This is a genomic window from Shinella sp. GW821-FHT11G07 (assembly GCF_058808115.1).
This window is the reverse complement of the sequence record NZ_JBXARJ010000007.1, coordinates 251,214-278,114: the sequence shown is the minus strand read 5'-3', so window position 1 is coordinate 278,114 and position 26,901 is coordinate 251,214. Positions and strand designations below refer to the sequence as shown.

At 62.3% G+C, this 26,901-nt stretch carries 24 protein-coding genes; 3 read left to right on the top strand and 21 right to left on the bottom strand.

Annotation, left to right across the window (positions count from 1 at the left end; translation table 11 throughout):
* Positions 1–49: 49 nt before the first annotated feature.
* The 7 genes from AC1RT2_RS16000 to AC1RT2_RS15970 form a co-directional block, all read right to left on the bottom strand.
* Entirely contained in the window at positions 50–784 is a 735-nt protein-coding gene (locus AC1RT2_RS16000) for an ABC transporter ATP-binding protein (RefSeq protein WP_493103395.1), read from the bottom strand.
* Entirely contained in the window at positions 781–1,620 is an 840-nt protein-coding gene (locus tag AC1RT2_RS15995; RefSeq protein ID WP_493103393.1) for an ABC transporter ATP-binding protein, read from the bottom strand. The genes AC1RT2_RS16000 and AC1RT2_RS15995 overlap by 4 nt, the downstream gene beginning before the upstream one ends.
* Entirely contained in the window at positions 1,620–2,516 is an 897-nt protein-coding gene (locus AC1RT2_RS15990; RefSeq protein ID WP_493103391.1) for an ABC transporter permease, read from the bottom strand. Before AC1RT2_RS15990 ends, AC1RT2_RS15995 begins: the two co-directional genes overlap by 1 nt.
* Positions 2,516–3,550, bottom strand: a complete 1,035-nt coding sequence (locus AC1RT2_RS15985) for an ABC transporter permease (protein WP_493103389.1) — start codon at positions 3,548–3,550, stop codon at positions 2,516–2,518. Before AC1RT2_RS15985 ends, AC1RT2_RS15990 begins: the two co-directional genes overlap by 1 nt.
* A gap of 1 nt (position 3,551) precedes the next feature.
* Positions 3,552–5,141, bottom strand: coding sequence for an ABC transporter substrate-binding protein (locus AC1RT2_RS15980; protein ID WP_493103387.1), 1,590 nt, complete (start codon positions 5,139–5,141; stop codon positions 3,552–3,554).
* Between the two features lie 147 nt (positions 5,142–5,288).
* Complete coding sequence (uraD, locus tag AC1RT2_RS15975; protein ID WP_493103385.1) at positions 5,289–5,822, bottom strand: 2-oxo-4-hydroxy-4-carboxy-5-ureidoimidazoline decarboxylase; 534 nt, start codon at positions 5,820–5,822, stop codon at positions 5,289–5,291.
* Positions 5,819–6,793 carry an ABC transporter substrate-binding protein gene (locus tag AC1RT2_RS15970; protein ID WP_493103383.1) on the bottom strand — a complete coding sequence of 325 codons (975 nt, stop codon included), beginning with the start codon at positions 6,791–6,793 and terminating at the stop codon, positions 5,819–5,821. Before AC1RT2_RS15970 ends, uraD begins: the two co-directional genes overlap by 4 nt.
* Positions 6,794–6,907: 114 nt before the next feature.
* Here AC1RT2_RS15970 and AC1RT2_RS15965 point away from each other — a divergent pair, with 114 nt between their 5' ends.
* Complete coding sequence (locus AC1RT2_RS15965) at positions 6,908–7,840, top strand: LysR family transcriptional regulator (protein WP_493103381.1); 933 nt, start codon at positions 6,908–6,910, stop codon at positions 7,838–7,840.
* A gap of 1,089 nt (positions 7,841–8,929) precedes the next feature.
* Here the strand turns inward: AC1RT2_RS15965 and AC1RT2_RS15960 are convergent.
* A complete protein-coding gene (locus tag AC1RT2_RS15960; protein ID WP_493103379.1) occupies positions 8,930–9,283 on the bottom strand; it encodes a type 1 glutamine amidotransferase family protein in 354 nt (117 codons plus the stop codon).
* A 236-nt stretch (positions 9,284–9,519) separates the two neighbouring features.
* Between AC1RT2_RS15960 and AC1RT2_RS15955 the strand changes: the two genes are divergently transcribed.
* Complete coding sequence (locus AC1RT2_RS15955) at positions 9,520–10,113, top strand: hypothetical protein (RefSeq protein WP_493103377.1); 594 nt, start codon at positions 9,520–9,522, stop codon at positions 10,111–10,113.
* Between the two features lie 106 nt (positions 10,114–10,219).
* Here AC1RT2_RS15955 and AC1RT2_RS15950 read toward each other — a convergent pair whose 3' ends face one another.
* The 5 genes from AC1RT2_RS15950 to AC1RT2_RS15930 form a co-directional block, all read right to left on the bottom strand.
* Complete coding sequence (locus tag AC1RT2_RS15950; RefSeq protein ID WP_493103375.1) at positions 10,220–11,026, bottom strand: SDR family oxidoreductase; 807 nt, start codon at positions 11,024–11,026, stop codon at positions 10,220–10,222.
* 60 nt (positions 11,027–11,086) lie between these two features.
* On the bottom strand, positions 11,087–12,220 hold the full coding sequence (locus AC1RT2_RS15945; protein WP_493103512.1) for a Gfo/Idh/MocA family protein: 1,134 nt from the start codon (positions 12,218–12,220) through the stop codon (positions 11,087–11,089).
* Positions 12,221–12,273: 53 nt separating this feature from the next.
* Positions 12,274–13,326 carry a sugar phosphate isomerase/epimerase family protein gene (locus AC1RT2_RS15940; RefSeq protein ID WP_493103370.1) on the bottom strand — a complete coding sequence of 351 codons (1,053 nt, stop codon included), beginning with the start codon at positions 13,324–13,326 and terminating at the stop codon, positions 12,274–12,276.
* Between the two features lie 45 nt (positions 13,327–13,371).
* The gene (iolD, locus tag AC1RT2_RS15935; protein ID WP_493103368.1) at positions 13,372–15,213 is read right to left on the bottom strand and encodes a 3D-(3,5/4)-trihydroxycyclohexane-1,2-dione acylhydrolase (decyclizing); all 1,842 of its coding nucleotides are present in this window, start codon (positions 15,211–15,213) and stop codon (positions 13,372–13,374) included.
* Positions 15,214–15,306: 93 nt separating this feature from the next.
* Positions 15,307–16,500, bottom strand: a complete 1,194-nt coding sequence (locus AC1RT2_RS15930; protein WP_493103366.1) for a Gfo/Idh/MocA family protein — start codon at positions 16,498–16,500, stop codon at positions 15,307–15,309.
* Positions 16,501–16,608: 108 nt separating this feature from the next.
* Between AC1RT2_RS15930 and iolG the strand changes: the two genes are divergently transcribed.
* Positions 16,609–17,610, top strand: a complete 1,002-nt coding sequence (gene iolG / locus AC1RT2_RS15925) for an inositol 2-dehydrogenase (protein WP_493103364.1) — start codon at positions 16,609–16,611, stop codon at positions 17,608–17,610.
* A gap of 44 nt (positions 17,611–17,654) precedes the next feature.
* Here the strand turns inward: iolG and AC1RT2_RS15920 are convergent, their stop codons facing one another.
* The 8 genes from AC1RT2_RS15920 to AC1RT2_RS15885 form a co-directional block, all read right to left on the bottom strand.
* Complete coding sequence (locus tag AC1RT2_RS15920) at positions 17,655–18,566, bottom strand: MurR/RpiR family transcriptional regulator (RefSeq protein WP_069063817.1); 912 nt, start codon at positions 18,564–18,566, stop codon at positions 17,655–17,657.
* Positions 18,567–18,762: 196 nt separating this feature from the next.
* Positions 18,763–19,707: a substrate-binding domain-containing protein gene (locus AC1RT2_RS15915; protein WP_493103362.1), complete on the bottom strand. Its 945-nt coding sequence runs from the start codon at positions 19,705–19,707 to the stop codon at positions 18,763–18,765.
* A 34-nt stretch (positions 19,708–19,741) separates the two neighbouring features.
* The gene (locus AC1RT2_RS15910) at positions 19,742–20,758 is read right to left on the bottom strand and encodes an ABC transporter permease (RefSeq protein ID WP_493103360.1); all 1,017 of its coding nucleotides are present in this window, start codon (positions 20,756–20,758) and stop codon (positions 19,742–19,744) included.
* A complete protein-coding gene (locus tag AC1RT2_RS15905; protein ID WP_493103358.1) occupies positions 20,755–22,263 on the bottom strand; it encodes a sugar ABC transporter ATP-binding protein in 1,509 nt (502 codons plus the stop codon). The genes AC1RT2_RS15910 and AC1RT2_RS15905 overlap by 4 nt, the downstream gene beginning before the upstream one ends.
* A 2-nt stretch (positions 22,264–22,265) precedes the next feature.
* Complete coding sequence (locus AC1RT2_RS15900) at positions 22,266–23,252, bottom strand: hydroxyacid dehydrogenase (protein WP_493103356.1); 987 nt, start codon at positions 23,250–23,252, stop codon at positions 22,266–22,268.
* A complete protein-coding gene (locus AC1RT2_RS15895) occupies positions 23,253–24,068 on the bottom strand; it encodes an HpcH/HpaI aldolase family protein (RefSeq protein ID WP_493103354.1) in 816 nt (271 codons plus the stop codon).
* 10 nt (positions 24,069–24,078) lie between these two features.
* Positions 24,079–25,515, bottom strand: a complete 1,437-nt coding sequence (locus tag AC1RT2_RS15890; RefSeq protein ID WP_493103352.1) for an NAD-dependent succinate-semialdehyde dehydrogenase — start codon at positions 25,513–25,515, stop codon at positions 24,079–24,081.
* A 212-nt stretch (positions 25,516–25,727) separates the two neighbouring features.
* Positions 25,728–26,849 (bottom strand): Gfo/Idh/MocA family protein, encoded by a 1,122-nt coding sequence (locus AC1RT2_RS15885; RefSeq protein WP_493103350.1) that lies wholly within the window; start codon positions 26,847–26,849, stop codon positions 25,728–25,730.
* Between the last annotated feature and the right edge of the window lie 52 nt (positions 26,850–26,901).

Here is a 26,901-nt window from a genome sequence, read left to right as displayed (position 1 = left end):
TCGCGCTTCGGCTCCTCTCCCGGCGACCCGCAGCCTGATCAAGTCGACCTCACATCGACGCGCTCAGAAGCTCCTTCGTATAGGCGTCGGTCACGTTCTGCCCGATCAGATCCTCGCTGGTGATGACCTCCCGCACCACGCCCTTGTGCATGATCGCCAGCCGGTCGCACATATGGGCGACGAGCGGCAGGTCGTGGCTGATGATGAAGAGGGTGAGGCCTTTTTCCCGTTGCAGGCGCATGACGAGATTGACGATTTCGGCCTGGATGGAGACATCGAGCGCCGAGGTCGGTTCGTCGAGCAGCATGACCTGCGGTTCGATCGCCAGGCAGCGCGCGATGGCGACGCGCTGGCGCTGACCGCCGGAAAGCTGGTGGGGAAACCGGAAACGATGCTCCGGGCCGAGGCCCACATCCTTCAAGGCCTGCAGGATGCGTTTTTCCGGATTGTCGAAGCGGTGGATGGCGAGCGGCTCGCCGATGATCTGGTCGACGGTATGGACCGGGTTCAGCGAGGCGTAACAATCCTGCATGACCATCTGCACGCATCGGCGGAAGGCGAGCGGCGGGTTCGGCTTCACCACCTCGCCGCCGATTTTGACCCGACCGGTGCTGACCGCTGTCAGCCCCATCATGGCGCGCAACAACGTCGTCTTGCCGGAGCCGGATTCGCCGACGAGGCCGAAGACAGTGCCCTGCGGCACGTTGAGGGAAACCTCGTTCAGCGCCCGCACGCTGCGCAGCTTGGTGTGGAAATCAACCGAAACAGCTTCGATCTCGATCATGACTGTGCCTCCATCCAGGCGGGATCGCGCGTGAAGGTGCGCAGTTCGGGCAACCTTTCTGTGAGCGATGGGCGGCAGGCGGCCAGCCCCTGCGTATAGGCGTGGTGCGGGGCCACGAGATCGGCGGCCGTGCACTCCTCCATCACCTGCCCGCCATACATGACCATCACGCGATCACAGAAATTGGCGACGAGATGAAGATCGTGGCTGATCAACACGAGCGACATGCCGCGCTCGCGAATGATCTGGTCGAGCAGACCGAGGAAGCTGGTACGCACCGAAGCGTCGAGCGCGGAGGTCGGCTCGTCGGCGATCAGCAGCTCGGGCTCGCCGGCGAGCGCGATGGCGATCATCACCCGCTGGCCCATGCCGCCGGAGAGCTGGTGCGGATATTGATCGTAGACAGCCTCCGGATCGTTGATACGGACGGATTCGAGCAGGTTCAGCGCCCGGCTCTTCGCCACTTTACCGGTGAGCCCATGATGCAGCTTGAAACACTCGGCGATCTGCGCGCCCGCCGTTATCACCGGATTGAGCGCATAACGCGGGTCCTGCATGATGAGGCCGATACGCCGGCCGCGCAGCGACCGCTTTTGCGCGGGCGACGCCTTCAGGAGGTCGACCCCGGCGAACTGGAAGCGACGGGCCGTGACCTCGGCGGTCGGCGGAAGCAGGCCCATGATGGCCCGGCCCATGGTTGATTTGCCGGAGCCGCTTTCGCCGACGATACCGAGACGGCCACCCTCGATGGAGAGGTTGACGCCGCGCAGTGCCGGGACGGGGCCGGTGCGGCTGGCGAAGGCGACGCGCAGGTCTTCGATGTCTAGCCGGGACATTACGAGGACCTCGCATCGAAGACATCGCGCAGGCCATCGCCCAACAGGTTGAAGCCGAGGCTGGCAATGAAGATGGCGATGCCGGGAATGGTGGCGACCCACCATTGGTCGAGCACATATTGCCGGCCGGCGGCGACCATGAGGCCCCATTCCGGCTGCGGCGGCTGGGCGCCGAGGCCAAGGAAGCCGAGGCCGGCGGCCGTCAGGATCGTGCCCGACATGTCGAAGGTGAGACGCACGACGACCGAGGCGATGCAGAGCGGCGCGATGTGGTTGAGCAGGATGCGCAACGTCGAAGCCCCTTGCAACTGCGCCATGCGTACGAAATCGCTGTTGCGGATGCTGAGCGTTTCGGCGCGGGCAAGGCGTGCATAGGGTGGCCAGCTCGTCACCGCGATGGCGATGATGGCATTGTTGATGCCGGTGCCGAGTGCCGCGACAAAGGCGAGTGCCAGCACGAGGCGCGGCAGCGAGAGGAAGATGTCGGTAATGCGCATCAGGACGGCGTCGACCGGGCCGCCGAAATAACCGGCAACGATGCCAACCATCAGCCCGAACGGCCCGACGATCAGCGAGACCATCAGCACGATGCGCACGGTGATCTGCGAACCGTGCACGATGCGGGCGAGGATGTCGCGGCCGAGTTCGTCCGTGCCGAACCAGTGGTCTGCGCTCGGCGGCAGCAGGCGGTTCGCCAACACCTGGTCTGTTGGCGAGCCGACGAGATACGGGCCGACGAGTGCAATGGCGACGAGCGCCAGCACGATGGCGAGGCCGACAAGCGCCAGCCGGTTGGCGAGCAACGCGCGGAACGAGAGGCTGAGGCGGACGAACCGGGCTTGCGTGCGGCTTGCGGGCCGGTCGGTGGTCAGCCATTGACCAAGCGTGGTGTTCATCATGCAGTCCTCGGATCTGCGAAGCGGTAGACGACGTCCGCCAGCGCGTTGAGTAGGATGAAGACGGCGCCGATCAGGATTGTGCCGCCGATGACGGCATTGAGATCGGCGTTGAAAAGCGCATTGGTCATGTAGAGGCCGAGGCCCGGCCAGGAGAACACCGTCTCCGTCAACACCGCGCCTTCAAGCAGGAAGCCATAGGAGAGGAAGCAGACCGTGATGATCTGCACTCGCGCGTTCTTCAGCGCATGGCGCCAGATCACGGCACGCTCGGAAGCGCCCTTGGCCCGGGCGAGCGTCATATATTCCTGGTTCAGCTGGGTCAGCATGAAGCTGCGGGTCATGCGCGAAATGTAGGCGAGCGAGAACAGGCCGAGCAGCGTTGCCGGCAGGATCATGTGTGAGATCGCGTTGCGGAAGACGTCCATGTCGCCGGCGCGCAGCGCATCGATGGTGAGGATGCCCGACCATTCTTCGACGAGCCCGTCATAGGCGATATCGATGCGCCCAGGCCCCGCAACCCAGTCCAGTTTGCCATAGAAGATCAGAAGCAGCACGATACCGAGCCAGAAGACCGGTACGGAGTAGCCGGACAGGCTCAAAACGCGGATTACCTGATCCTGCCAGCGCCCGTTGTTTGCCGCCGCGATCACACCGAGCGGCACGCCCACCAGCACGCCGATCAGGATGCCGATCGTCGCAAGCTCCAGCGTGGCGGGAAAGACGCTCGTTAGGTCGTCCACCACCGGCCGGCCGGTGAAGACGGAATTGCCGAAATCGCCCTGCACGACCTTGCCGACATAGGTGAGGAACTGCTCGTAGACCGGCCTGTCGAGGCCGAGCTCCTTGTACATCTTGTCATAGGCCTCCTGCGGCGCCTTCTCGCCGATGGCGGCCACGACCGGATCGATCGGGATCAGACGCCCGACGGCGAAGGTGACGAAGATGAGGCCGAGCAGGGTGAGCGCGACCGAAATCGCGCTCCCTGTCGAGAGTTTGGCGACGGCATAGAGCCGTTTGGCGGGGCTGTGCACGTTACTTCCTGACCAGCCGGTAGAAGATCATCGCGGGACCGACCACATAGTCCTTGACGTTGGCGCGCATGGCGACCTGCGAGGTGCGCTGCACGAGACCGATATAGGGGCCATCGGCAATGACCTTGCGCTGCAGATCCTTGTACATCTCCAGGCGTTTCTTGTCGTCGGGTTCGCGCACGGCCGCTTCCGTCATCGCGTTGATCGCATCGTCCTTCCAGCTGTTACGCCAGGCGACCGTCTTCGTATTCGCATCCGGGCCGTTGTCGATGTTGAGGGCGAAGGTCGCCGCATTGGCATGCGGATCGAGGAAGTCCGGCTCCCAGGTGCCGAGTGCCGCCTCGAACTGGCGCCCGCGATAGGCGGTGATGAACTGCTTCTGGTCCGTCTGGAGGATTTCCATCTTGATGCCGGCGGCCGACATCGACTGCTGCACCGCCTGGGCGATGTCGATGGCGGGGCTGACATTGCGCACCGAGAGCTTGAAGGAGAAACCATCCTTGTAGCCGGCCTCGGCCAGCAGCGCCTTCGCCTTCTCGACATCGTAGCTATAGGGGTTTTCGTCCACCGAGGCGTAGAAACCCGAGGGCCAGAAGGATTGCAGCACGGTGAACTCGCCCTTCAGCAGCGATTCCGTCATGCCCTTGTAATCGACGAGATATTTCAGCGCCTCGCGCACCTTCGGCCTGGTGAAGGCATCGACCGACTGGCTGAGACCGATATAGAGGTTGCGCGTCGTGTTGTTGCGGCTGATCGCGATGTCCGCATTGCCTTCCAGCGCCTTGATCTGGTCGCCCGGCAGGTTGCTGGCAATATCGACGTCGCCCTTTTCAAGCAGCAGGCGCTGGGAGGCGGCTTCCGGCACATGGCGCAGCACCACCCGCTTCATCGCCGGCTCGCCGTGGCGATAGGACGGGTTTGATTGCAGCATCACTGTCTGGTTCGGCTTCCAGGCCTTCAGGATGAAGGGACCGGAACCCTCCGACTTGTCCTTGAGGTAGGCGAGGCCGAAATCGCCGTCCGTCTCGTTTTCCATGACCGTCTTGGAATCGACCACGGAGGCGTTGACGGAGGACAGGATGTTCAGCACCAGCGAGGGGGCATAGTCGACGGCGATCTTCATTTCGAAGGTCTGGTCGTCCACCGCCTTGACCATGCTGCCGATATTGTCCGCCGTCCAGCCGAACTGCTTGAGGATGAAGGCCGGCGTCTTGTCGGCCTTCACCACGCGGGTAAAGGAATAGACGACGTCGTTGGCGGTGAGCGGATTGCCGGAGGCGAAGGTTACGCCCGAGCGCAGCTTGAAGGTGACCGTCTTGTTATCTGCGGAAAAGCTCCAGCTCTCGGCAACGCCGCCGGAAAGCTTCGAAATATCGGCCGCGTCATACTCGACGAGGGTCTCATAGGTGTTGTGCAACACCTCGGAGCCCGTATCCTCGTAGGACTCCGCCGGATCAAACGAAATCGCGTCGTCGATCACCTTGGCGATGACCAGTGTATCGGCCGGCGTATCGGCAAAAGCCACGCCACCCGCCATGCCGATGAACAGGGCCGCTGCGGCCACGCTTCCCAGAAACTGTCTTCTTTTCATTTTCCCCTCCTCCCATAGGGTCCGGCACGCCGGGTTGTTCAAAATCGTCCGTATTGTAGAGCAGTTCGGTTCATCACCTTTGCTATAGCACATTGTTTTTATAGCATTATCCCATACCGTAACGTCGCAGCTTCGGCTGAAAATGCTCTAAAGCCCGACAATCCCGTGATCGACGATCCGGTCGGCAAGGCGGTAGCGCGTGATCCATGCGATCTCTTGCAAGGCGGCCTCCAGCTCGCCCTCCCGCGAGCCGTTCAGCCGAGCGCGGATGGCGGCCAGCGCCGAAGCCTGATCCTGCCTCCGGACACACAGAATGAAAGGAAAACCGAAACGCGCCTTGTAGGTGGCGTTCAGCGCATCCCATTCCGCGACCTGCTCCGGCGCCAACACATTGAGGCGGATGGAACTCTGCTCCGCATCCGACTCCGCCGTAACCCGGCCGGCGCGCACATCGGCTCCTCCGAGATCGGGATGCCGATTGAGAAAGGCCAGAAGTTCGTCCTCCGGCAGCGCCCTAACGAGCGCCACCATCGCCTCGTGCAGGGTGACCGCCGAAGAAAACGGCCGCTCCGACGAGACCTTTTCCGCCACCCAGCCGGCATTCTCCCACACCGCCGCCAGGGCTGCGGCGAAATCCTCATGCGGCAGGGCGTTGAACTGTTCGAGCGGGCGCGCTGTCATGAACGTTCAGCCAGGATGGTGACGCGCTGGCTGAACGGCGGCAGGAACTGGCGGTCGAAGACTTCCGACGGCTTTGGAATACGGCTCAGACCCTTGGCCTTGGTGATCAGGGTCGCGCCGGCAAGGATGCGGCCGTCATCCGCATCACCGATGCCGATGCGCCCACCCTCGGGGCCGGCCATTTCGAGTGCCAGCGTGCCGAGAAGACGGGCGCGGTTGGCCTTGATGTCGATCTTCGGGTTGCGGCGGGCGACGGCGGCGATGGCCGCATCCGGATCGGCGATCGCATCCTTCAGGCCGAGATTGATCGCAGCCAGCAGGCCGCGCACGGCTTCGGGGTTCTTTTCTGCGAAGTCACGCGTCACCATGACGGCACCGCCATAGAGTTCCGGCAGGTAGTGGCGGAATTCGAGGTGGCGCAGCACCTTATCCGGATCGAGGCCGGCTTCGATCGTATGGGCGCGCACCGTGTTGACGAAGCCGAAAATACCCTCCCAGCGGCCCGTATCGCGCATGATCGGCACCATTTCATCATGGCCGAGATCGGACGGCTCGACCTCGACGGTCGACATATCGAGACCTGTCGCAGCGCAGAATTCCGGAAAGAGTTTCCAGGCAGCATCTTCCGGATGTGAGACCAGCTTGCGGCCGGCGAGATCAGCCGGGCTCTGTACCGGTCCGTCGGCATCGACGGCGATCGTATAGGGCGAGCGGTTGTGCATGGCCCAGACGGCGAGCGGCGACGATGCCGGATCGACGGACTTCATCTCGATCAGCGTGTTCATGTCGCCATAGGCGACATCATAACCACCGCCGGCCAGGACCGGCACTGAATAGGCCAGCGACTCACCTTCGGTGAAATGAACGTCGAGACCGTTCTTCGCGAAATGCCCGTTGTCGGCGGCCAGGAAGAAGGGGGCCTGCGGCCCCGAGAAAAAGCTGTTCAGGAAGAATTTTACCTGCTGGACCACGCCACTGTTCCCTGTTGGTTGGTAGTGATTGAGGGGAGTGTGCGCGCTGCCATCATTGCCGTCTATATCAAACTATGGAATAGTGCATTGCCGAAATTAGAATAGGGAGGCCGCATGTCTCGCTCGCTGATCCCCGCCGCGCTGCTCTACTTCGACCGCGTCGCCTCGACCGGCTCGATCCAGGCCGCCGCCCGCGCGCAGAATATCGCGGCTTCCGCCATCGACCGCCAGATCATCGGGCTTGAGGAGCGGCTCGGCGTCAAACTCTTCGACCGGATGCCGAAGGGCATGCGGCTGACGGCCGCCGGCGAGGCGCTGGTTCGCCTCGTCCACCGCTGGCGGGCAGAGGAACGCAACGCGGTTGCGGAAATCTTCCAGTTGCAGGGTGTGCAGCAGGGGCAGGTGAATGTCTTCGCCATGGACAGCCACGCCACGACCATCCTGCCGCAACTCGTGCAAAACATCGCCACGGCCCATCCGCTGATCAGTCTCTCCATCCAGATCGGCTCGACGGACGAGGCGGTCGCAGCGCTGCTTTCCGGCCAGGCCGATGTCATCATCGTCTTCAACCTGCCGCAGCGCAGCGACGTGCGTTCCCTCTGGAGCCTGCCGCTGCCCTTTGGCTGCGTGGTCGCTCCGCACCACCCCCTGCTGACCCGATCGGACGTGAAATTCCAGGATGTGGTGACGTATCCGATCGCCCTGCAAAGCCGGTCCCTGCTGATCCGGCGCTTCCTGGAAGTGCAATACAGCTGGCTTTTTGCCGAACCACACGGCCGCGTCGAGACCAACTCGCTGCATCTCGTGAAGAACCTTGCCCGCAGCGGCAACTACGTCGCCTTCACCTCGGAACTCGATGCCGCGACGGAGCTTGCCGAGGGCACATTACGTTTCCTCCCCCTCACCGAGATCGACGCCCTGCCCCAGTCCTCGGATATCGCCATCGACGCATCGAAGCCCCTGAACACGCTGGCGCAGATCGTCGCCGACGGTGCGGCGGAGGTCATCGAAGCGGCACTGGCTTCCGCCCGGATCGGTCCGCGCTGATTGTGGATGGCTATGCTCTAACGAAAACCAAGACCGCAATAGCCCGCCTAAATACGCACGACAACCTCACGAAGAATTGCCCGACGCCTGAACGATTTCACCACCTCTATACAGCATCCTTAGCTATTTATGCTCCTCTGCAAAATGAAAACGCCTAAAAATGTAAATTATATACAAAACGCAAATTTTCTTCTTTAAATCTATATCGAATAAAATTTACTGTAATTTAAATACATAGTCCATACATATATGATGATATTATTTCATAATCACCTCATTAATATAAAAGTTAATAATAAAAATTATCTTTTGTATTTATCAATCCAGCACATCTCCATAGTAATATATCAAGTTAAACGGAAATTATCTTCATTGAACATAGTGCATCCGTCTGGAGTTGCGGATCTATTCTATGATTCTGGGCATCCACTCGGTTATATCCGCAAAGTTCTCGTAACCAGCGGGATATGCGCTCCATTTGCGTTGCCTCCTGAAGCTCTCGCCCAGTGCATTGTGATAGGGGTTGTTCGCGGAACCTCTTAGGCCGGCAGGTGTCCTCCAGCTTCTCCAAGCCCGCGCCGCACATAGCAGTCTCCTCGCCCGCCGTTAGCTCCAACGTTGTTGCGATGCTGCAATGTAATTGCGCGTTCACCTGTACCAGCGTTTCCCCCGCAAGCTCGTGCTCGCTGAAACCAGCGACCGCACTTCCTGAAGTCGGTCGGCCGCAATCTCGACGCCCCGAAGCGGCCATCGCCGATGCCTTATCCAGCGTGCAAGTCGGTGATCGTTCAAAAGGTCTGCCTCAGCCTCACCCATGTGCTTCGGTTGATGCCGGATTTGCTGTGTCGATACCAATTATTCCGGTCAGAGTGCCATTTCGAGAACCGCCCGATCGATCTTCCTGCTGAGAGTGTGAGGTAACGCCCAGCAGTGCTTCGATCTGGCCCCATGCATCTACACCTGGACCTGGCATCCGCCTCCTCTTCGCCAGTGTGGGCCGCCTCGCTATGAATGGTGTAGTCGCTCAACGTCATGCCGATGACGACGTTCATTTTCTCTTCCTACTCATTGGTGAAATCGGCCCATTTCCTACCCTCGGCGAGCAGCCGGCCGTTGGAGCGGCGGATCCACAGAAGGAGCGACGAGCTCTTCCCGTTCATAGAAAGAGACGATCAACGCATGCAACGCGACGTCATCCTCGAACGCCAGGAGCGGACCGCCGCCGGCGCCCCAGACCACGTCATAGCCATTCACATCGGCAGCGCTGATTGGTAGCGTGTTCTTACGTATCGCGCGGAACCTAGCACGGTGCACGAAGCCGAGACTGATGAGATCGTCGGAATAGGCGTCGCCCGGCGTGCGCGGATCACTATGGGTATCGAACATCACCTCGCCGCCATTCAGTGAAGCGAGGTCCACCTGGTGCCGGATTGCCGTGAACATAAGGAAGGCCGCATCACTTTCTAAGCAAAGAAGCTGCGGAAAAGCCTTTCAGCTGCCTCTTACTGAAAACGACCGACAGGATACGGCGCGGCTTGCGTTTCAAGTCGAAGGAGTTTCGACCTTAAGATCAGATGCGGGCATATGCTGATCACTCCTTGGTCCCCGATCTCTTGGTCGTGATGTATCATCCTTGGAACCCACCGTGCTTCAGGCAGTCTGCTTCATCAGGTGTCACGATGCGTGCCGAGCATGGAATTGTGGTACGGCAGGCGGCCGAAACGCCAGATGATATCGCGATGACCATGAGCAGGATCCAGCCAGAGCTGACCGAGCTTGGCATTCAGACTTACCGACAATTCCTAGTCGAAGATGTTTTCAAGAATACGCGAAAGACAGACAGAAAAACAGGCGCCTTTCCGGCTCGACATTGCGCATATGCCCTTCGCCCAGAGCCTGAAGGGCATAGAGCCGAGCCAGAGTATGCATTCGCGGTAGGCACGATCGGATACTTTCCCGCTTGCCGAACCATCTTCCTTGCCCGCCAGCATTTTCCAGAACGCGACAATGTCCGCAACCCAGATGTGGCGAAAAGTGATCCTTCTTGGAGTATGTCTTACGAGCCTCAGAAGGACATTGAAATGGCAGCGAAAAGACACAAGATAGAAGAGATTTTCGCGAAACTAAGTCAGGGTGATGTGCTGAATGCGCAAGGCAAATCGATGGCGGAGGCGATCCGGTCGATACCGCCCCGAATACAGCAACCCAAAACCGCTGGATCGAACTCAAAACTGGATAAAACTTGGAGGCAAGGTCGCAATTCTCCACCTTGAAGGGATTTGAACCGCCAACCCGCAGTTTTTGGAAAGCGCTGTTGGCCGTATTACACAATTCAGTCCATCAGTTGGCCGTCCGGTTCGGCGAACTGATGAGAGGTATTTACAGAGCGGCACTCGCATGGGGCAGGCTGTCATAGGCGCCCCAGATCGCCTGGTCGAAATTGATGATCGCGCCGGTCATCAAGCCGGACTCTTCCGATGCGAGGAATGCGATTGCGCGGGCAACTTCATTCGGATCGATCAGGCGGCCATTGGGTTGGGCGATGACGGCTTTCTCGAGCCAGTCGGCCGGCTGGCCATCCAGTTCGCGCTGCGTCCTGTCTTCGCCTTCGGATGCCATCCAGCCGATGTTGAGGCTGTTGACGCGGATGCGGTTTCTGAGGGCGGCGTAGGCGGTGTTGCGCGTGAGTGTGTCAAGAGCGCCCTTGGAGGCGCTGTAGGCGGCCAGGAACGGCTGTCCGCCCATCGAGGACATGGTCGAGATGTTGACGATCGTTCCGGCAACGCCGTCGCGCTTGAAAAGCTCGATTGCGCTTTGCATGAGGAAGAACGGTGCCCGGGTGTTGACCGCGAACAGCTGGTCGAAGAGTTCCGGGCTGGTGTTGAGGATCGTGCCGCGATTTGTCATGCCGGCCGCATTGACCAGGCTGTCGAGCCGGCCGAATGTCTTGTCGGCGGCGGCGATGACGGACTTGCAGTCGTCCACATCAGATAGATCGGCTTTCACGAAGACGGTTTTCGCGCCCAGGGCTTCAAGTTGGGCCGCCTGCGCCGCACCCTTTTCTTCAGATCGCCCGCAAATGACCAGCCCCTTCGCGCCGCGCTCCGCAAGAAGCCTTGCTGTTGCGGCACCAAGCCCCTGGGTGCTGCCGGTCACGACGATGATCTTGTTTTCAAACTGTGCCATTCGAATTTCCTCTCCTGCGCCTGCGCGATGTCTTACGGTTTGGTTCGTCCAGTGCGCGCTCTAGGCGAACTGCAGCGGCAACCATCCGCCATTGTGCTTCTCATGGCTGTCAACGACGGCGTCGACGAAGGCCACGCCTTTGAGCCCGTCATAGGAGGAAGGGATCCCCTCCCCGAACGGTCCGGCCGAGGCTCCGCTCTCCTTGGCCCGGATGATGGCGGCGAAGCCGGAATAGAGGTTCGTGAACGCTTCGATGTAACCTTCGGGATGGCCCGGCGGTGTGCGGGTTCGAACGCGCGCACCATCGGTGAGATCGTCGCGACCGCGCTTGATCGTTTCCGGGGCGGCGAAGAGCCCCGTGAAGACCAGTTCATTCGGCTGTTCCTGATGCCAGGCGAGGCGGCCTTTCTCGCCGAAAACCCGCAACCTCAAGCCGTTCGACTGGCCGATCGCCACCTGAGAGGACCATAGAAGGCCCCGCGCGCCGCCTTCGTAGCGGATCATCACATGGGCGTTGTCGTCCAGTGCGCGGCCCTCGACAAACGTTGCGAGGTCGGCGGCGACGGCCTCCGCCTTCAATCCGGTTACGAAGCCCGCGAGATGATAGGCATGCGTGCCGATGTCGCCGATCGAACCGCCGCGCCCGTTCTTCTTAGGGTCTGTGCGCCAGGCCGCCTGCTGGTTGCCTTGCAGTTCGATACCGGTCGCCATCCACTCCAGCGGATATTCTACCTGCACCACGCGGACCTTGCCGAGGTCTCCGCGCGCAACCATGGCCTGCGCCTCATGAACCATCGGATAGCCGCTGTAGGTGTAGGTCACCCCCAGGAAGCGCCCCGTCGTTTGCGCCAGGTCGTGGAGCGCGATCGCATCCTCGATGGTGGTCGTCATCGGCTTTTCGCAAATGACGTCGAACCCCGCTTCGAGAAACGCCTTGGCGATAGGGAAATGCGTGTGGTTGGGCGTGCAGATCGCCACCACATCGATGTGATCATCGCGTGCCCGCTCTCCCGCCACCATGGCGAGATAGTCGCCATAGGAGCGATCGCGATCGATAAAATTCTTGGCGGCGAAGCTGTGGCCCCGTTCGGCATCGACATCGAAAGCGCCCGCCACGAGATCAAAGTGGTTGTCGAGACGCGCGGCGAAGCGGTGGATGCCGCCGATATAGGCGCCTTCGCCGCCACCGACCATGCCGAGGCGAAGACGACGGTTGGACAGGTTAGTGTTCGACACGGCCAAAGTCCTTAAATACCGAGGATTTCATTGTTGACGGATCGGTCCGCGCCGGACTTAACGAAATCATCGAAGGCGCGATCCGAGACCTTGATGATGTGATCGCGGATGAAGCGCGCGCCCTCGGCCGCGCCGTCTTCCGAGTTCTTCAGGCAGCATTCCCATTCGAGCACGGCCCATCCATCAAAACCGTAACCCGTGAGTTTCGAGAAAATCGCGCCGAAATCGACCTGTCCGTCGCCGGGCGAACGGAAGCGACCGGCGCGGTTGACCCACGGCTGATACCCGCCATAGGCGCCCGTCTTGCCGGTTGGCCGGAACTCCGCGTCCTTGAGGTGGAAGGTCTTGATGCGCTGGTGGTAGTGATCGATGTAGGCGAGGTAGTCGATCGACTGCAGAACCAGGTGGCTCGGGTCGTACATGATGTTGCAGCGCGCATGATTGTCGACGCGCTCCAAAAACATCTCAAAGGTCAGGCCGTCATGCAGGTCTTCGGTCGGATGGATTTCGTAGCAGACATCGACGCCCTCGTGATCGAACGCGTCGAGGATCGGCCGCCAGCGCCACGCCAGTTCATCGAAGCCGTCGGAAATCAACCCGTCCGGCCATTGCGGATAGGGATAGAAATAGGGCCACAGGAGCGTTCCGCTGAAGGTCGTATGGCGATCAAGGCCAAACCGGCGCGAGGCTTTGGCCGCGCAGAGCAACTGGTTGACGGCCCATTCCTGCCGGGCCACTGGATCACGGTGGACCTTGGCCGGCGCGAACGAATCGGCCGGCAGGTTGAAGGACGGGTGGAGGGCGACGAGCTGCCCCTGCAGGTGGCTGGCGAGGTCCGTCACGACGAGGCCATGCTCGCCGAGCGTCCCTTTGATCTCGTCGACATAATCCTGGCTATCCGCCGCACGTTCGAGATCGATCACCCGGCTATCCCAGGTGGGGATCTGAACACCCTTGAACCCCTTGTCGGCAGCCCAGCCGGCCAGTCCCTTCAGCGAGTTGAACGGGGCATCATCGCCGGCAAATTGCGCGAGAAACACGCCGGGACCCTTGATGGTTCTCATGCTTGTCGTCCTTCAGATGAGTATGGTGCCGAGGTCGTGTCGCGATCAGACGCCGACGCGCTGGTTCTTGCGACCTTCCTGCTGGTCTTTCGCCGCGGCATTGATTTCCGCCCGCTCGCTGACCTGCGGCACGCCGACATCCCACCAGGCATCGCCGGGGGTCCAGGTGAAGGCATCGGAGACGATCGTCAGCACCGTCGTGCGGTCCGTCGTCTGCGCCCATTCAACCGCGTCGCCGAGATCGGCAAGGCTCTCGACATGGCGGGTGAGTGCGCCCATCGACTCGGCATGTTTGCCGAAGTCGACCGCGAAGGGCTCCTTGACGCGGCAATCCTTGATGAGATTGTTGAACGAGGCGCCGCCCTTGGCATTCTGCAGGCGGTTGATGACGGCGTAGCCGCCGTTGTCGCAGACGATGAGGATCATCTTGTGGCCGGAAAGCACGGTCGAGTAGATGTCCGAGTTCATCATCATGTAGGTACCGTCGCCGATCATGACGATCGGTGTGCGTGTGGGATCGGCCATGGCAGCGCCCCAGCCGGCGGCGATTTCGTAGCCCATGCAGGAGAAGCCAAATTCGCAATCGAAGGTGTTCGGCGCCTTGACGCGCCAGTTCTTCATCACCTCGCCCGGCAGGCCACCGGCGGCGGTGATGATGAGGTCACGGTCCTTCGCCTTGGAATTGACGATGCCGACCACCTGGGCATAGGTCGGAACGGGCGCGTTCGTCGGCTTCTGATAACCGTCGAGCGCATCGTTCCACTTGGCGAATTCGAGCCTGCCCTTTTCCGTCCAGCCGGCGTCGGCCTTGTAGTCGCCGATGGCGGCCTCAAGCTCACCGACAGTTTCCAACGCATCGCCCACCACGGCGACGGCGCGATGCTTGTTGGCATCCCAGCGCGCCGCATTGATCGAGACGAACCGGGCGTCGGGCGAGAAGGCCGTCCAGGAGCCCGTCGTGAAGTCCATGAGGCGTGTGCCGACCGCCAGAATCACATCGGCCTCACCGGCAAGCGCATTGGCCGAAGTGGAGCCGACGATGCCGATCGGGCCGACATGGGCCGGATGGTCGTGGGTGACGGTGCCCTTGCCGGCAATGGTCTCGCAAAGCGGGATGCCATGCTTTTCCGCAAAATCGGCCAGCGCTGTTTCCGCACCGGAATAGCGCACGCCACCGCCGGAGATGATCAGCGGGCGCTTGGCTGCCTTCAGCACGCGGATCGCTTCCGCAAGGCTGTCGCGGTCGGGCCGCGGGCGCGGCACCTTGTGCACGGTCGGCGTGAAGAAGCTTTCCGGATAGTCCCAGGCGATCTCCTGAACATCCTGCGGCAGGCCGAGGAAGGCCGGCCCGCAATCGGCGGGGTCCAGCATCACGGCAACCGCCTGCGGTAGCGAGGACAGGATCTGTTCGGGATGGGTGATGCGATCCCAGTAGCGCGTCACGGCTTTGAAGGCATCGTTGACGGTGATGGTCGGATTGCCGAAATGCTCGACCTGCTGCATCACCGGATCGGGGCGGCGGTTGACGAAGCTGTCACCGGCCAAAAGCAGGATGGGAAGGCGATTGGTGTGCGCCACGCCCGCAGCCGTCACCATGTTCAGCGCACCCGGACCGATGGAGCTGCACGCGACCATGATCTGGCGCCGGCGCGTCGCCTTGGCAAAACCGATCGCGGCAAGCGCCATGGACTGCTCGTTCTGGCCACGCCAGGTCGGTAGCGTATCCTGGACCGCCTCCAGCGCCTCCGAGAGGCAGGTGACGTTGCCATGGCCGAAAATAGCAAAGACGCCCGGGAAAAGCGGCTCGTGTCGGCCGTCGATTTCAGTAAACTGGTTGCAGAGATAGCGGACCAGGGCCTGCGCCATGGTGAGACGAACGGTACCCATTTAAAAAACCTCCCTGAGCCGGCATTGCCGCGCCAGCCCTCTTCGCAGAACTTATTATTTCATAAATCTAGATATTGCAATACTTATTGCAACTCACATCGACAGCGTGCAATCCGTCCATTGCCCGCCCGACTGGCTCGATGCGAGCGCCGCCTCGATGAACTTCACGCCAAGCGCACCGTCCATCACCGTTGGATATTCCAGCAGCCCTGCGGGCAGGGTCCTGCCAAGACGGCGTGCCTCGACGGCAATCGCGAATTCTTCGTAGAGATTGCCCCAGGCGTCGCTCAGCGCCTCCGGGTGGCCACGCGGCATGTGCACGAAACGCGCCGCATGCACGCCGATGCCGGCCCCCTCGCCGCGCGTCAGCACGCGGGCCGGCTCGTTGAAGCGGCGGAAATGCAGGATTTCAGGCTCTTCCTGGTTCCATTCCAGGCTTGCCTTGTCACCGAAGACCCGGATGCGCAGCCCGCAATGGGCGCCGGGCGCGACCTGCGAGATCATGATGGTGCCGGGAATGTCGCCTTCGTAGCGCACATGCATGAAGGCCGTGTCTTCCAGCGCCTTCGGCGGGCCCAGTGTGTGGAACTCCGCCCGAACCGCCGTGACGGGACGGCCGCAGACGAAGGCTCCGAGATGATGGCAATGGGTGCCGATGTCGCCGGTCGTGAAGGTGGGGCCGACGATCGACGGATCGACACGCCATTGCGCGCCGGCACCGGCATCGCTCAGAGGCGTCAGCGCCCATTCCTGAAAATATTCGACATGCACCTGCTGCAACTTTCCAAGCGCGCCCTCGCGGATCATCGCCCGGGCTTGCCGCACCATGGCGGAGGCGGCATAGGCATAGGTCACGCCGAAGACGAGACCCGTCTCCTTCTGCCGGCGCACGAGATCGAGCGCATCGGCAAGCGTCGTCGTCAGCGGCTTGTCGCTGATGACGTCGATGCCCTTTTCCATGAAGGCGCAGGCGATGGCATGGTGGGAATTGTTCGGCGTGGTGATCGCCACCGCATCGATGCCATCCGGCCGCGCCGCCTCGCGCTCGGCCATCACCCGGTAATCCGTGTAGATGCGGTCCTCGGCGAGCAGCCAGGCACGCCCGGATTCCAGCGCCACCTGCGGCCGGGACGACAGTGCGCCCGCAACGAGATCCCAGCGATTGGAGAGGCGGGCGCCGCGCGCATGCACCTTGCCAATGAAACTGCCCTGCCCTCCACCGACGATGCCGAGCCGCAAACGACGCTCGGCCAGCGGAAATTCTTGGCTGCCTGAAACCTCTGTCATGATCCCCTCCCTCAAAATCTGCGCCTGCCCGAAAACGGGCTTGCAGAATTAATATTGACGGAATATCAAATGCGCAACTTTTTTTGCATTACCATCAGGAGGAAGTTGATGATCAGGATTGCGTTGCTCGGCTGCGGGCGCATCGGGAAGATGCATGCTGCCACGATTGTGCGTTCAAGCAAAGCCGAACTCGCAGCCGTTTACGATCCCGTTTCCGCGGCCGCCGAAGAGGTCGGCCGCCAGTTCGGATGCATGGTTGCCGGCAGTGCCGAAGAGGCGATCGCGCAGGCCGATGCCGTGCTGATCGCGACGTCCACGCCGACGCATGCGGACCTCATCGAGGCATCCGCGAAAGCCGGCAAGGCCATCTTCTGCGAAAAGCCCATCGACCTGTCACTTGCCCGGGTCAAGGCCTGCCGGGCGGCGCTGAAGGGCTTCGACAGGCCGATCCAGATTGGCTTCAACCGCCGTTACGATCCGGGCCACCGGGCGGCGCGCGATGCGGCGCGCTCCGGCGAGATCGGCGATATCCGCCAGGTGATCATCACGTCGCGCGACCCCGGCCTCGCCTCGCGCGAATACCTGAAGGCATCGGGCGGCATCTTCAAGGACATGACCATCCACGATTTCGACCTCGCCCGCTTCATGCTGGGCGAAGAGCCCGTCGAAGTCTTCGCCGCGGGCAGTGCGCTCATCGACCCAACGCTTGCGGAGCTGAACGATATCGACTCCACCATGGTCGTTCTGCGCACGGAAAGCGGCAAGCTCTGCCACATCAACAACTCCCGCGCCGCGATCTACGGCCATGACCAGCGCGTCGAGATCCTGGGTTCAAACGGCATGCTCATCTCCGGAAACCGCCGCGCGCACGGCCTTGAACGGTTCGGGCCAACCGCGACGGGCGCAGCAGAACCCTTCCTCAACTTCTTCATCGAGCGCTATGCGGAAGCCTATGCGCTGGGGCTGGAATCGTTCATCGACTGCGTCGAAACCAACGCCACGCCGGATGCCACCTTTGAAGACGGCGAGAAGTCCCTGGCGCTTGCCGAGGCTGCAAATCTCTCACGTGCGGAGCGGCGGTTCGTCAACATCCGCGAAATCGTCGGCTGAGACCCCTGCCCGCCGGTCCAGATGGATATGGCGGGCATTCCTTCTCAGGGCTTGCGGCGCTGGTTTCCCGTCACCGTCGGAATTTGCGGCGAGTCCTTCTTGTCTTCCTGGAGCAGCGCTGCAACGGCGACGGCGATCGCCTGGGTCAGGCACATGGGTGCCGCAAGCGAGCGCGAGAACGAATATTCATCCTCCGGGATCGTGAACAGAACGCTGGCATTCTTCGCAAGCGGAGATAGCTGGCTGTCCGTGATGGCAACCATCGGCGTGCCATTGTGTGCCGCAACGTCGGCGATCGTCACGACTTCCTTGGCATAGTGGCGGAAGGCGATTGCGATCAGCACGTCCTTCTTGCCCATGACCTGCGCCATCTCGGGCGCGAGCCCGCCCGCAGGGTCGAGCAGAATGACCCGCAACTGAAGCATGGAGAGCACGTAGCGGAGGAATTTCGCGATCGGCTCGGAGCGCAGCTGCCCGGCGATAAAGATCGTATTCGCGCTCTTTATGACCTTGGCCGCCTTGGACAGGCTTTCCTCAGGCGTCGAGCTCAGCAGTTCCTGAAGCGTTGCAATATCGCGAACGACCAGATCGTGCAGGAAGCCAAGGTTGCCCTTCCGCTTGTTCTTCTCCAGATCGACGTCCAGTGCGCTGATACGCTCGCGATAGCCGGGGGCTGCCGTCGAGAGGCGGGTCTGGAAAACGGCCTGGAGCTGCTTGAAACCGGAAAACCCGAAATTCTGGGCGAAGCGCACGAGGATGGAGGGATGGGCGCCGCATTCCTCGGCAATCGCGTTGATCGATTTCATCGCGACAACGTTCGGGTTCTGCGTGATGAAGCGGGCAACCTGCTGGAAACGGTCGCTCAAGTCCGGATAGGCTTCCGTGACGAGATTGACGAATGTCTCGTAGTTGGCTGTGCGCGGTGGCGGCTGATCGGACTGTTTTACCCGTGGCATGCAGCGCAACTCCTGAAGCGTGATGTGCAAGAGGCCGCGGCATTCCATACGTGTCTTGCGCGCGGTCCAATCGCCTGATCAGTGCAGTATTGCAAAAATCGACAATCCGCAACGCTTGTCGCGGCGGACCTGTCCAGCGGCCCTTCCAGGGGCGACGATACGGGGTGCGCCCTGACGAGCGCACCCCTGTCATTCCTCAATAGGGGGCGTCGGGGAAGTAGTATTCCGCCGCATTGTCCTTGGTAATCAGCGGGCTGCCGAGCACGTAGCGACCGTTGATCGGCGCCTGCGTGGCGAACTTCATGGTGACGAGTTCGATCGCCGGAATGATCAGCGTCGGCGGGTAGAAGATGTCGGCATCGACCATGTCGTGGCCGTCCATCACCAGCTTGATCACCTTGTTCATGCCGGAACCGCCCAGTACCGTCACGTTCTTGCGCTCCGCCTGCTTGATCGCCTCGATGGCGCCGAGTGCAGCATCGTCGTCGCCGGCCCACACGCCGTCGATCTCAGGGAATCGCTGGAGATAGTCCTGCATCACCTCGAAACCCTTGTCCGGGTTCCAGTTGGCGTACTGCATGTCGAGCACTTCGATCTTGGTATCCTTCAGCGCCGCGTTGAAGGCGTCGATGCGGATGTTGTCGATCGCGGTCGGGATGCCGCGCATCACGACGATCTTGCCGCCATCGGGAAACTTCTTCTTGAAGTATTCGGCCGCCGCCTTGCCGTATTGCGGGTTGTCACCGCCGACATAGAGGTCTTCGATGCCTTCTTCGGCAAGACCCCGGTCGACCGTCGCGATGAACACGCCCTTGGCCTTGGCGGCCTTGACCGGCTCCGTCAACGGATCGGATTCGAAGGGCAGGACGACGAGCGCATTGATGTTGCGCGCCATCAGATCCTCGATATCGTTGACCTGCTGCGTGGCGCTCGACGAGGTCGCCAGCACGAAGTCGATATTCGGGAAGGCTTCCTTCATCCGGTCGATGGTGCGCTTGGTGTGGTAGTTGAGGCCGCCCGTCCAGCCGTGCGTGGCGGCCGGGATCGAGACGCCGATGACGGCGTCGGCAGCGAATGCCGGCGTTGCCAGCCCCGCGACGACCGCGCCCGCGGCGATCATGGATTTCAATCTGTTGAACATTTCACGTGTCTCCCTGTTGAAACGAAAAGAAGGTTCAGCCCTGCGAGCGGTCGCGTTGCAGGAGAACTGCGATGATGATGATCGCCCCCTGGAATGCGCCGTTGAGATAGGGGCTGATGAAGCCGGTGAGGTTGAGGATGTTGCTGATGAAACCTAGGATCAGCACGCCGACGATGGTGCCCCAGATGCGGCCGAAGCCGCCGCTGAGCGCCGTGCCGCCGATGATCACGGCGGCAATCGCCTCCAGTTCCCACATCAGGCCGGTCGAAGGGGTCGCGGCACCAAGGCGTGGCACGTAGATTACCGTCGCGACGGCGACGCAGAGGCCCTGGATGACGTAGGTGAGGATGCGCACGCGGTTGACCGGGATCGCCGAATAGAAGGCGACGTGCCGGTTCGAGCCGATGGCGGCCACATGCCGGCCGAAGCGCATGCGCCGCAGCACCAGTTCGCCGACGACGGCGATGACGCCGAGCACGAGGATCGGCACGGCGATGCCGAGAACCTGACCGTAATAGATCGGGCGTGCGGCATCGCGCAGCGAGAAATCGAGCGAGATGGAGCCACCATCCGCAAGCCAGGTGATGACCGAACGGAAGATGCCCATGGCGCCGAGCGTTACGATGAAGGCTTCCACCCGCCCCTTGACGATCATGACCCCGTTGAGAAGACCGGCCGCGGCACCAACGACAAGAGAGCAGACGATGCCGGCGACAACGAGCTGCCAACCCGGCCCCAGCACCTCGGCCGCCGAATTCATGAACATGATCGTCACACCCGCGACAAGCGCCGAGAGTGACCCAACGGAAAGGTCGAGCCCACCCGCCGTGATGACGAAAGTAGCGCCGACCGCAATGATGCCGATGATGGCGCTGCGCGTGAAAACGTTCGAGAGGTTTTCCGCGCCGAGAAAGCTGTCGCTCATCAGGGAACCGATGAGCATCAGCAGGATGAGGGCAATCAGCGGGCCGGCAGCCTCGAAAATGCCCGCAAGGGTGCGGCCCGGCGACGCTGCTGCGGTGCCGGCGGATGTCGCGGTAATGTCGGTCAATGGCTTGCCTCCTCCTGCGGGGCCTTGTCTTCCAGGCCCATGGCAAATCGAATGATGTCGGTCTCGCTGATCGCGTCGCCGGAAAGCTCGCCGGCAATGCGCCCACGCCGCATGACCAGCACCCGGTCGGACAGCCCGACGATCTCCTGCATCTCGGACGAGATGACGACGATCGCCTTGCCCTCTGCGGCGAGCGTGGCGATGATCTCGTAGATCTGCTGCTTGGCGCCGATATCGACGCCGCGCGTCGGCTCGTCGAAGACGATCAGGTCGGGCTCGACGGCAAGTGTCTTGGCGATCAGCACCTTCTGCTGGTTGCCGCCGCTGAGCGCGCCGGCCGTGACGTCGAGGCGGCCGGCGCGGATGTCGTAGCGTCCGACGGCGGTTTCGAGATCTCGCCGCTCCGCCCGCCGATCGATCCAACTCGCGCCGTTGATCGCCCCCTTGGTGAGCGCCACGTTCTGGTCGAGCGACTTGCCGAGCAGCAGGCCTTTGCCCTTGCGGTCCTCCGTCAGGTAGGCGAGTTTCAGCCCCCAGGCTTCGCGCGCCGCCGGCAGCTTGCGCGCCTCCCCACGCAGCACGAAGGACCCGCAGCGTGCCGGTCGCAGCCCGAAGAGCGCTTCGAAAAGTTCCGTGCGGCCGGAGCCGACGAGTCCGGAAATGCCGAGCACTTCACCCTCGCGGATATCAAGCGTCGCCTCCTCGACGGTGCCCGGCGATGTGAGGCCGGCGACGCTGAGCAATGCCTTTCGGTCCGCCGCACCGCGCCGGGGTGGATAGATTTCCGCAAGCGGCCGCCCGACCATCGCCTCGGCCATCGCATCCTCGGAAATATCGCTGGTGTTCTCGACGCGCACGATCTGGCCGTCGCGCAGGACCGCAACGCGATCGGCGATATCCTTCACCTCATCAAGGCGATGCGAGGTGAAGATCACCGAACCGCCCGTCTCGCGGAACGCGCGGATACGAGCGAACAGGTTGCCAGCCTCCGTCGCCGACAACACTGCGGTCGGTTCATCCATCAGGATGAGTTTCGGCTGGCGGGCGAAGGCCTTTGCGAGCTCGATCATCTGCCAGTCCGAGACGGGGAGATCGCGCAACCGTGCTCGAACGGGAGCCGCGGAACCGAGTTCAGCCAGCAAATCGCGCGCCCGTATCTCCATCGCCTTGCGATCGGTGAAGAGGCCGCGTGTGATTTCCCGGCCGAGAAAGACGTTTTCCGCCACCGTCAAATGGGGCGCCAGGCAGAATTCCTGATGCACCATGACGATGCCCGCGCCTTCGGCGGCATGCAGCGTTGCCGGCGCAGCTGCGCCGTCCAGCAGCATCGTGCCCGAAGACGGCGGCGCCAGCCCTGCGGCAATGCGCATGAGGGTGGATTTACCCGCACCGTTTTCACCAACGAGCGCCAGCACCTCACCCGGCTTCACCACGAGATCGATGCCCTTCAGCACCGGCACGATGCCATAGGATTTGGCGATGTCGCGAAATACCAGGAGCGCCATGATCAGCCGCCGACCGGAGAAAGACGCGGAGCAATCTCGGCGCGGTTGACGACGAGTGCCGGGTCGAGCGTGCCACTGAAGAAATCGAGGATGTTTGCCGCCGCCGAGATGGCCATGCGCCGCGCGCAGGCTTCGGTGAGCCCGGCATTGTGCGGGGATAGCACCACCCGGTCACAAGCGAGCATGGGATCGTCATTCGCCGGCGGTTCGGCATCGAGCACGTCGAGACCAGCCGCGGCAAGCCGCCCCTCGTTGAGTGCGGAAAGCAGCGCCGTTTCATCGATCAGGCCGCCGCGGGCGGTGTTGACGAGAATGGCCGAGCGTTTCATCACGGCCAGCTCCCTCGCACCAATCAAAGGCTCGGCGCCGGACTTGGGCACATGCAGCGACACCACATCGGCGCGCGAAAGGCCATCAAGCAAGTCATCCACCGGCGTTGCGCCGGCCGCCGCGATCTGGTCCGCGGCCTGGAACTTGTCGTAGGCAAGCACGGTCATGCCGAGCGCCGTTGCAATCTGCGCCAGCCGCCTGCCGATGCGGCCGAAGCCGACCACCAGCAATGTGCCACCGTCCAACTCATCGGCATCCAAACTGTTACGGTAATTCCAATCGCCTTGCCGCATCTTGCGGTCGAAGAGGACCGTGCGGCGCGCGGCCGAGAGCATCAGCATGACGGCGTGCTCGGCCACGGCGCGAGAATTCACATCCCCCACGACGGCAAGCGGGATGCCGCGGCCGTTCAGGGCTGTAACGTCGACCGAATCGTAGCCGACGCCGTGGCGCGAAACGATCTTGAGGTTCGGCGCATCGGCAATGAACACCGCCGACAGCGGCTGGGTGCGAATGAGCAGCGCATCGGCGGTCACGAGGAACGGCGCGTAGCTTGCCGCGGAGACCTCCTCGACATAGTCGATCGTCACGCCGGGCGCGGATTTGAGAACGGCAAGGCCGTCCGCGTGGATCTTGCCTGCCACCAGGATCCTGGGCATTCAATATCCTCCCGTGTCGATCGTGTTGGCGGGAGCAACCTCCTGCACGAGATCACGGAATTTCCGCACGCTCGCCTCGGCAGCGCCTGCAAGAAGGCGGACATCGTTGGTGACCGTCACGAAATCGAAGCCCCAGCCCACCGCTTCCGCCGCGTAGTCGGGCGTGCCGTTGTGCAGTGCCGCCCGCTTGCCGGCCCTGTGGGCCGCATGGAGGATCGACTTGATCGCCTCGATCATCTCCGGCTCGCGGCGGTCGAAGCCGGGCGCGTAGCGCTTGCCCTGGAGCCCCAGCGTCAGGTCGGCGGGGCCGATATAGACGCCATCGAGACCGGGGGTTGCAAGGATGTCTTCGAGGTTCTCGTAAGCCTGCGCGGTCTCGATCATGGCGAGGCAGATCATTTCGTCGTCGGCTTCAGCGGCATATCCGGCACCGGCGGAAAACAGCGCCCGGCTTGGGCCGAAGCTGCGGACGCCGTTGGGCGGATAGCGCACATAGGAGACGAGCCGCTCGGCCTCGGCGCGCGTGTTGATCATCGGGCAGATGACGCCATAGGCGCCGGCGTCCAGCGCCTTCATGATGTCGGCGGGATCGAGCCACGGCACGCGCACCAGCGGCGTCACCCCGCTTGCCCGCATGGCCTGCAGCATTGGCACGGCCCCGTCGTAACCGACGATGCCGTGCTGCATGTCGATGGTGAGCGAGTCGTAGCCCTGCGCGGCCATGATTTCGGCACTGAAGGAATTGGCGATGGAGAGCCAGCCGTTGAGGACGGGCTTGCCTTCGGCCCAGCGTTGTTTGACACCGTTCTTGATCATGGCTGCCTCCTCAGACCAGCATTTGCGCGAGCTTGACGTTGGAATAGTCGAGGATGCCCTCGGTACCGCCTTCGCGACCCATGCCACTCGCCTTGATGCCGCCGAACGGCGCCTCGGCGGCGGCAAGCGCAAAACTGTTGACCCCGACCATGCCCGCCTCCAGCCGCGCCGCAGCCTCGCGCGCCCGGCCGGCATCGCGGGTGAAGACGTATGCGGAGAGGCCCATTTCGGAGGCATTCGCCCGCTCGAAAACCTCATCCGTGCTGGAAAACGGCGTGATGGCGGCGATGGGGCCGAAGTTCTCCTCGGCGATTGCCTTGGCATCATCCGGCAGGCCGGTGATGACGGTTGGCTCGAAGAAGAAGCCGGCATTCATATCCGCCGGGCGCCGGCCGCCCGCGAGAATCTTGCCGCCTCGGTCGCTGGCGTCGGCAACGATTTCTTCGATTGCAGCGATGCGCCGCTCGTTGATCAGCGGCCCCACCTGCGTCGCCTCGTCAAGGCCATGGCCGAGTTTTAGCGCGCGGGCGCGGGCAGCAAAGCCTTCGGCGAAGCGATCGTGCAGCGTTTCGTGCACGTAGAAGCGATCGGGCGTCACGCAGACTTGGCCGGCATTGGCGTATTTCGTCGGCACCGCGAGATCGAGCGCCTTATCGAGATCGGCGTCGTCGAAGATGATCATCGGCGCATTGCCGCCAAGTTCCATGCTGATGCGCTTCACCGTCTCGGCGCTGTCGCGGATCATCTGCTGGCCGACGCGCGTCGATCCCGTCAGCGAAACCTTTCGCACGACCGGCGAGGCCATGATGGGCTTATAGGTGTTGCCAGTCGGGCCGATCAGGAGGTTGGCGACGCCCGCCGGAAGGCCGGCTTCGCGCAGGCTATCGAACAGGACCATTGCCACGCCCGGCACCTCGACGGAAGGACGGACGATGACGGCGCAACCGGCAGCAAGCGCGGGCGCGACCTTGCGGGCAATCAACGCCGCCGGGAAATTCCACGCGGTGAAGGCCGCGACGACGCCGACGGGCTCATGCGTGACCTCCAGGCGGCCGCCCGGCACGCGGCTTTCGACGATACGGCCGTAGATGCGGCGGGCTTCCTCCGCGTACCAGCGGAACTGGTCGACGGCGAGCGCCCATTCGCGACCCGCCTGCGCCAGCGGCTTTCCGGTTTCGAGCGTGATCTGGCGTGCAGCCTCGGCCGTGCGCGCCGCCATCACATCGGCCGCCTTGTGCAAGTGGTCCGCGCGTGTCCAGGCCGGCATTCTCTTCCACGCGTGGAAAGCCTTGTCCGCAACGCTGATCGCCCTGTTGGTGTCATCGACGCTTGCCACGGGAACGACACCCAAGACGTCGCCATTGCCCGGATCCGTGATTTCAGTCGATGCGCCAGTCGCGGGACCTGACCAGGCACCATCGATGAACAAGCCGTAGGACGCGTACATGTTTCCTCCTCGGATTGCTGATGGAGACCCGATCAGCAACATTCGTTTTCATTATCACAAAGACGCAATTTTAATTGCACGTCAAGCGTAATCGGCACGATGGACAGCTTGTTCGGGGTGAATGGAGCGCCGGACGCGGTGCCGGCGAGCGCGGCACGAATTGCCGGGAAAACTCCATATGCAATTATTATTGCGCCACCATCGTCCTGCGGTCAATCACCATTCACATCAAGCCATGCGCCGGCGCGCGACGATTGCTGGATCGTCTCCACCAGCGTCTGGATGCGCAGGCCAGCGCGGAAATTGAACGGCTCGGGCCTAAGGCCTGCAATCGCCTCCAGATAGCCGGCGACCTCGATGGCCTTCAGATCGTTGAAGCCAAGCTGGTGGCCGGGAGCGACACAGAAGCGGCCATAGGGCGCGTGGTCGGGGCCGGCCTCAATCCGCCGGAAACCTTGCCGCCCCTTCGCGTCGGCCGTCGAATAGAAATGAAGCTCGTTGAAGCGCTCCTGTGAAAAGGCAAGCGCGCCCTTCGTGCCGTAGACTTCGAAATCGTGCTGCATCTTGCGGCCGGTTGCGATCCAGTTGCCCTCGATGGAGCCGGTCGCGCCGTTGGCAAAGCGCAGGAAGGCGCTGCCGACATCGTCCGTCTCGACCGGCCGCACACCGCCCTTGCCATCGGGGCGGCTCGCGATCATCGTGACGCAGTCGCCCATGACCTTCGTAATCGGTCCCATCAGGAATTCCGCCGTCGCCAGCGCGTGGCTGCCGATATCCGCCAGGGCACCGCCACCGGCGGGATCGTGCCGGAACGTGAACGGGCCGCTTGCATCGGCCATATAGTCCTCCGCATGGAGGCCACGGTAACCACGGATTTCGCCCAGTTCCCCGCCCGCGATCATCTCCCTGGCGAGGCTGAGCATCGGGTTGCAAAGATAGTTGAAGCCGACCTGCGTCTTGATGCCAGCCTTCTCCGCCGCTTCGGCCATCTCCCGCGCATCGGCAGCCAGCGGGGCGAGCGGTTTTTCGCAATAGACGTGTTTGCCGGCGGCGATGGCCGAAAGCGCCATCTCCTTGTGCAGCGCATTCGGGGCCGTAATGTCGATGACATCGATATCGGGATCCGCCACCAGGCTGCGCCAGTCATCCGTGGCGCGCTCGAAACCGAAGGCCGCGCGCGCGGCTTCCGCCTGCGCCATGGTCACATCGGCGATCGTGGCAAGTTCCACCTCATAGGGCAGATCGAACACCCGCTCGGCGGCGGCGAAGCCGAAGACATGCGTCTTGCCCATGAAACCCGACCCGATAAGGCCAAGACGGAGCTTCTTTTTCATTTTCCCTGTTCCCTGGATGATGCGCATTTTGTTTAATGCAATTATCATTGCA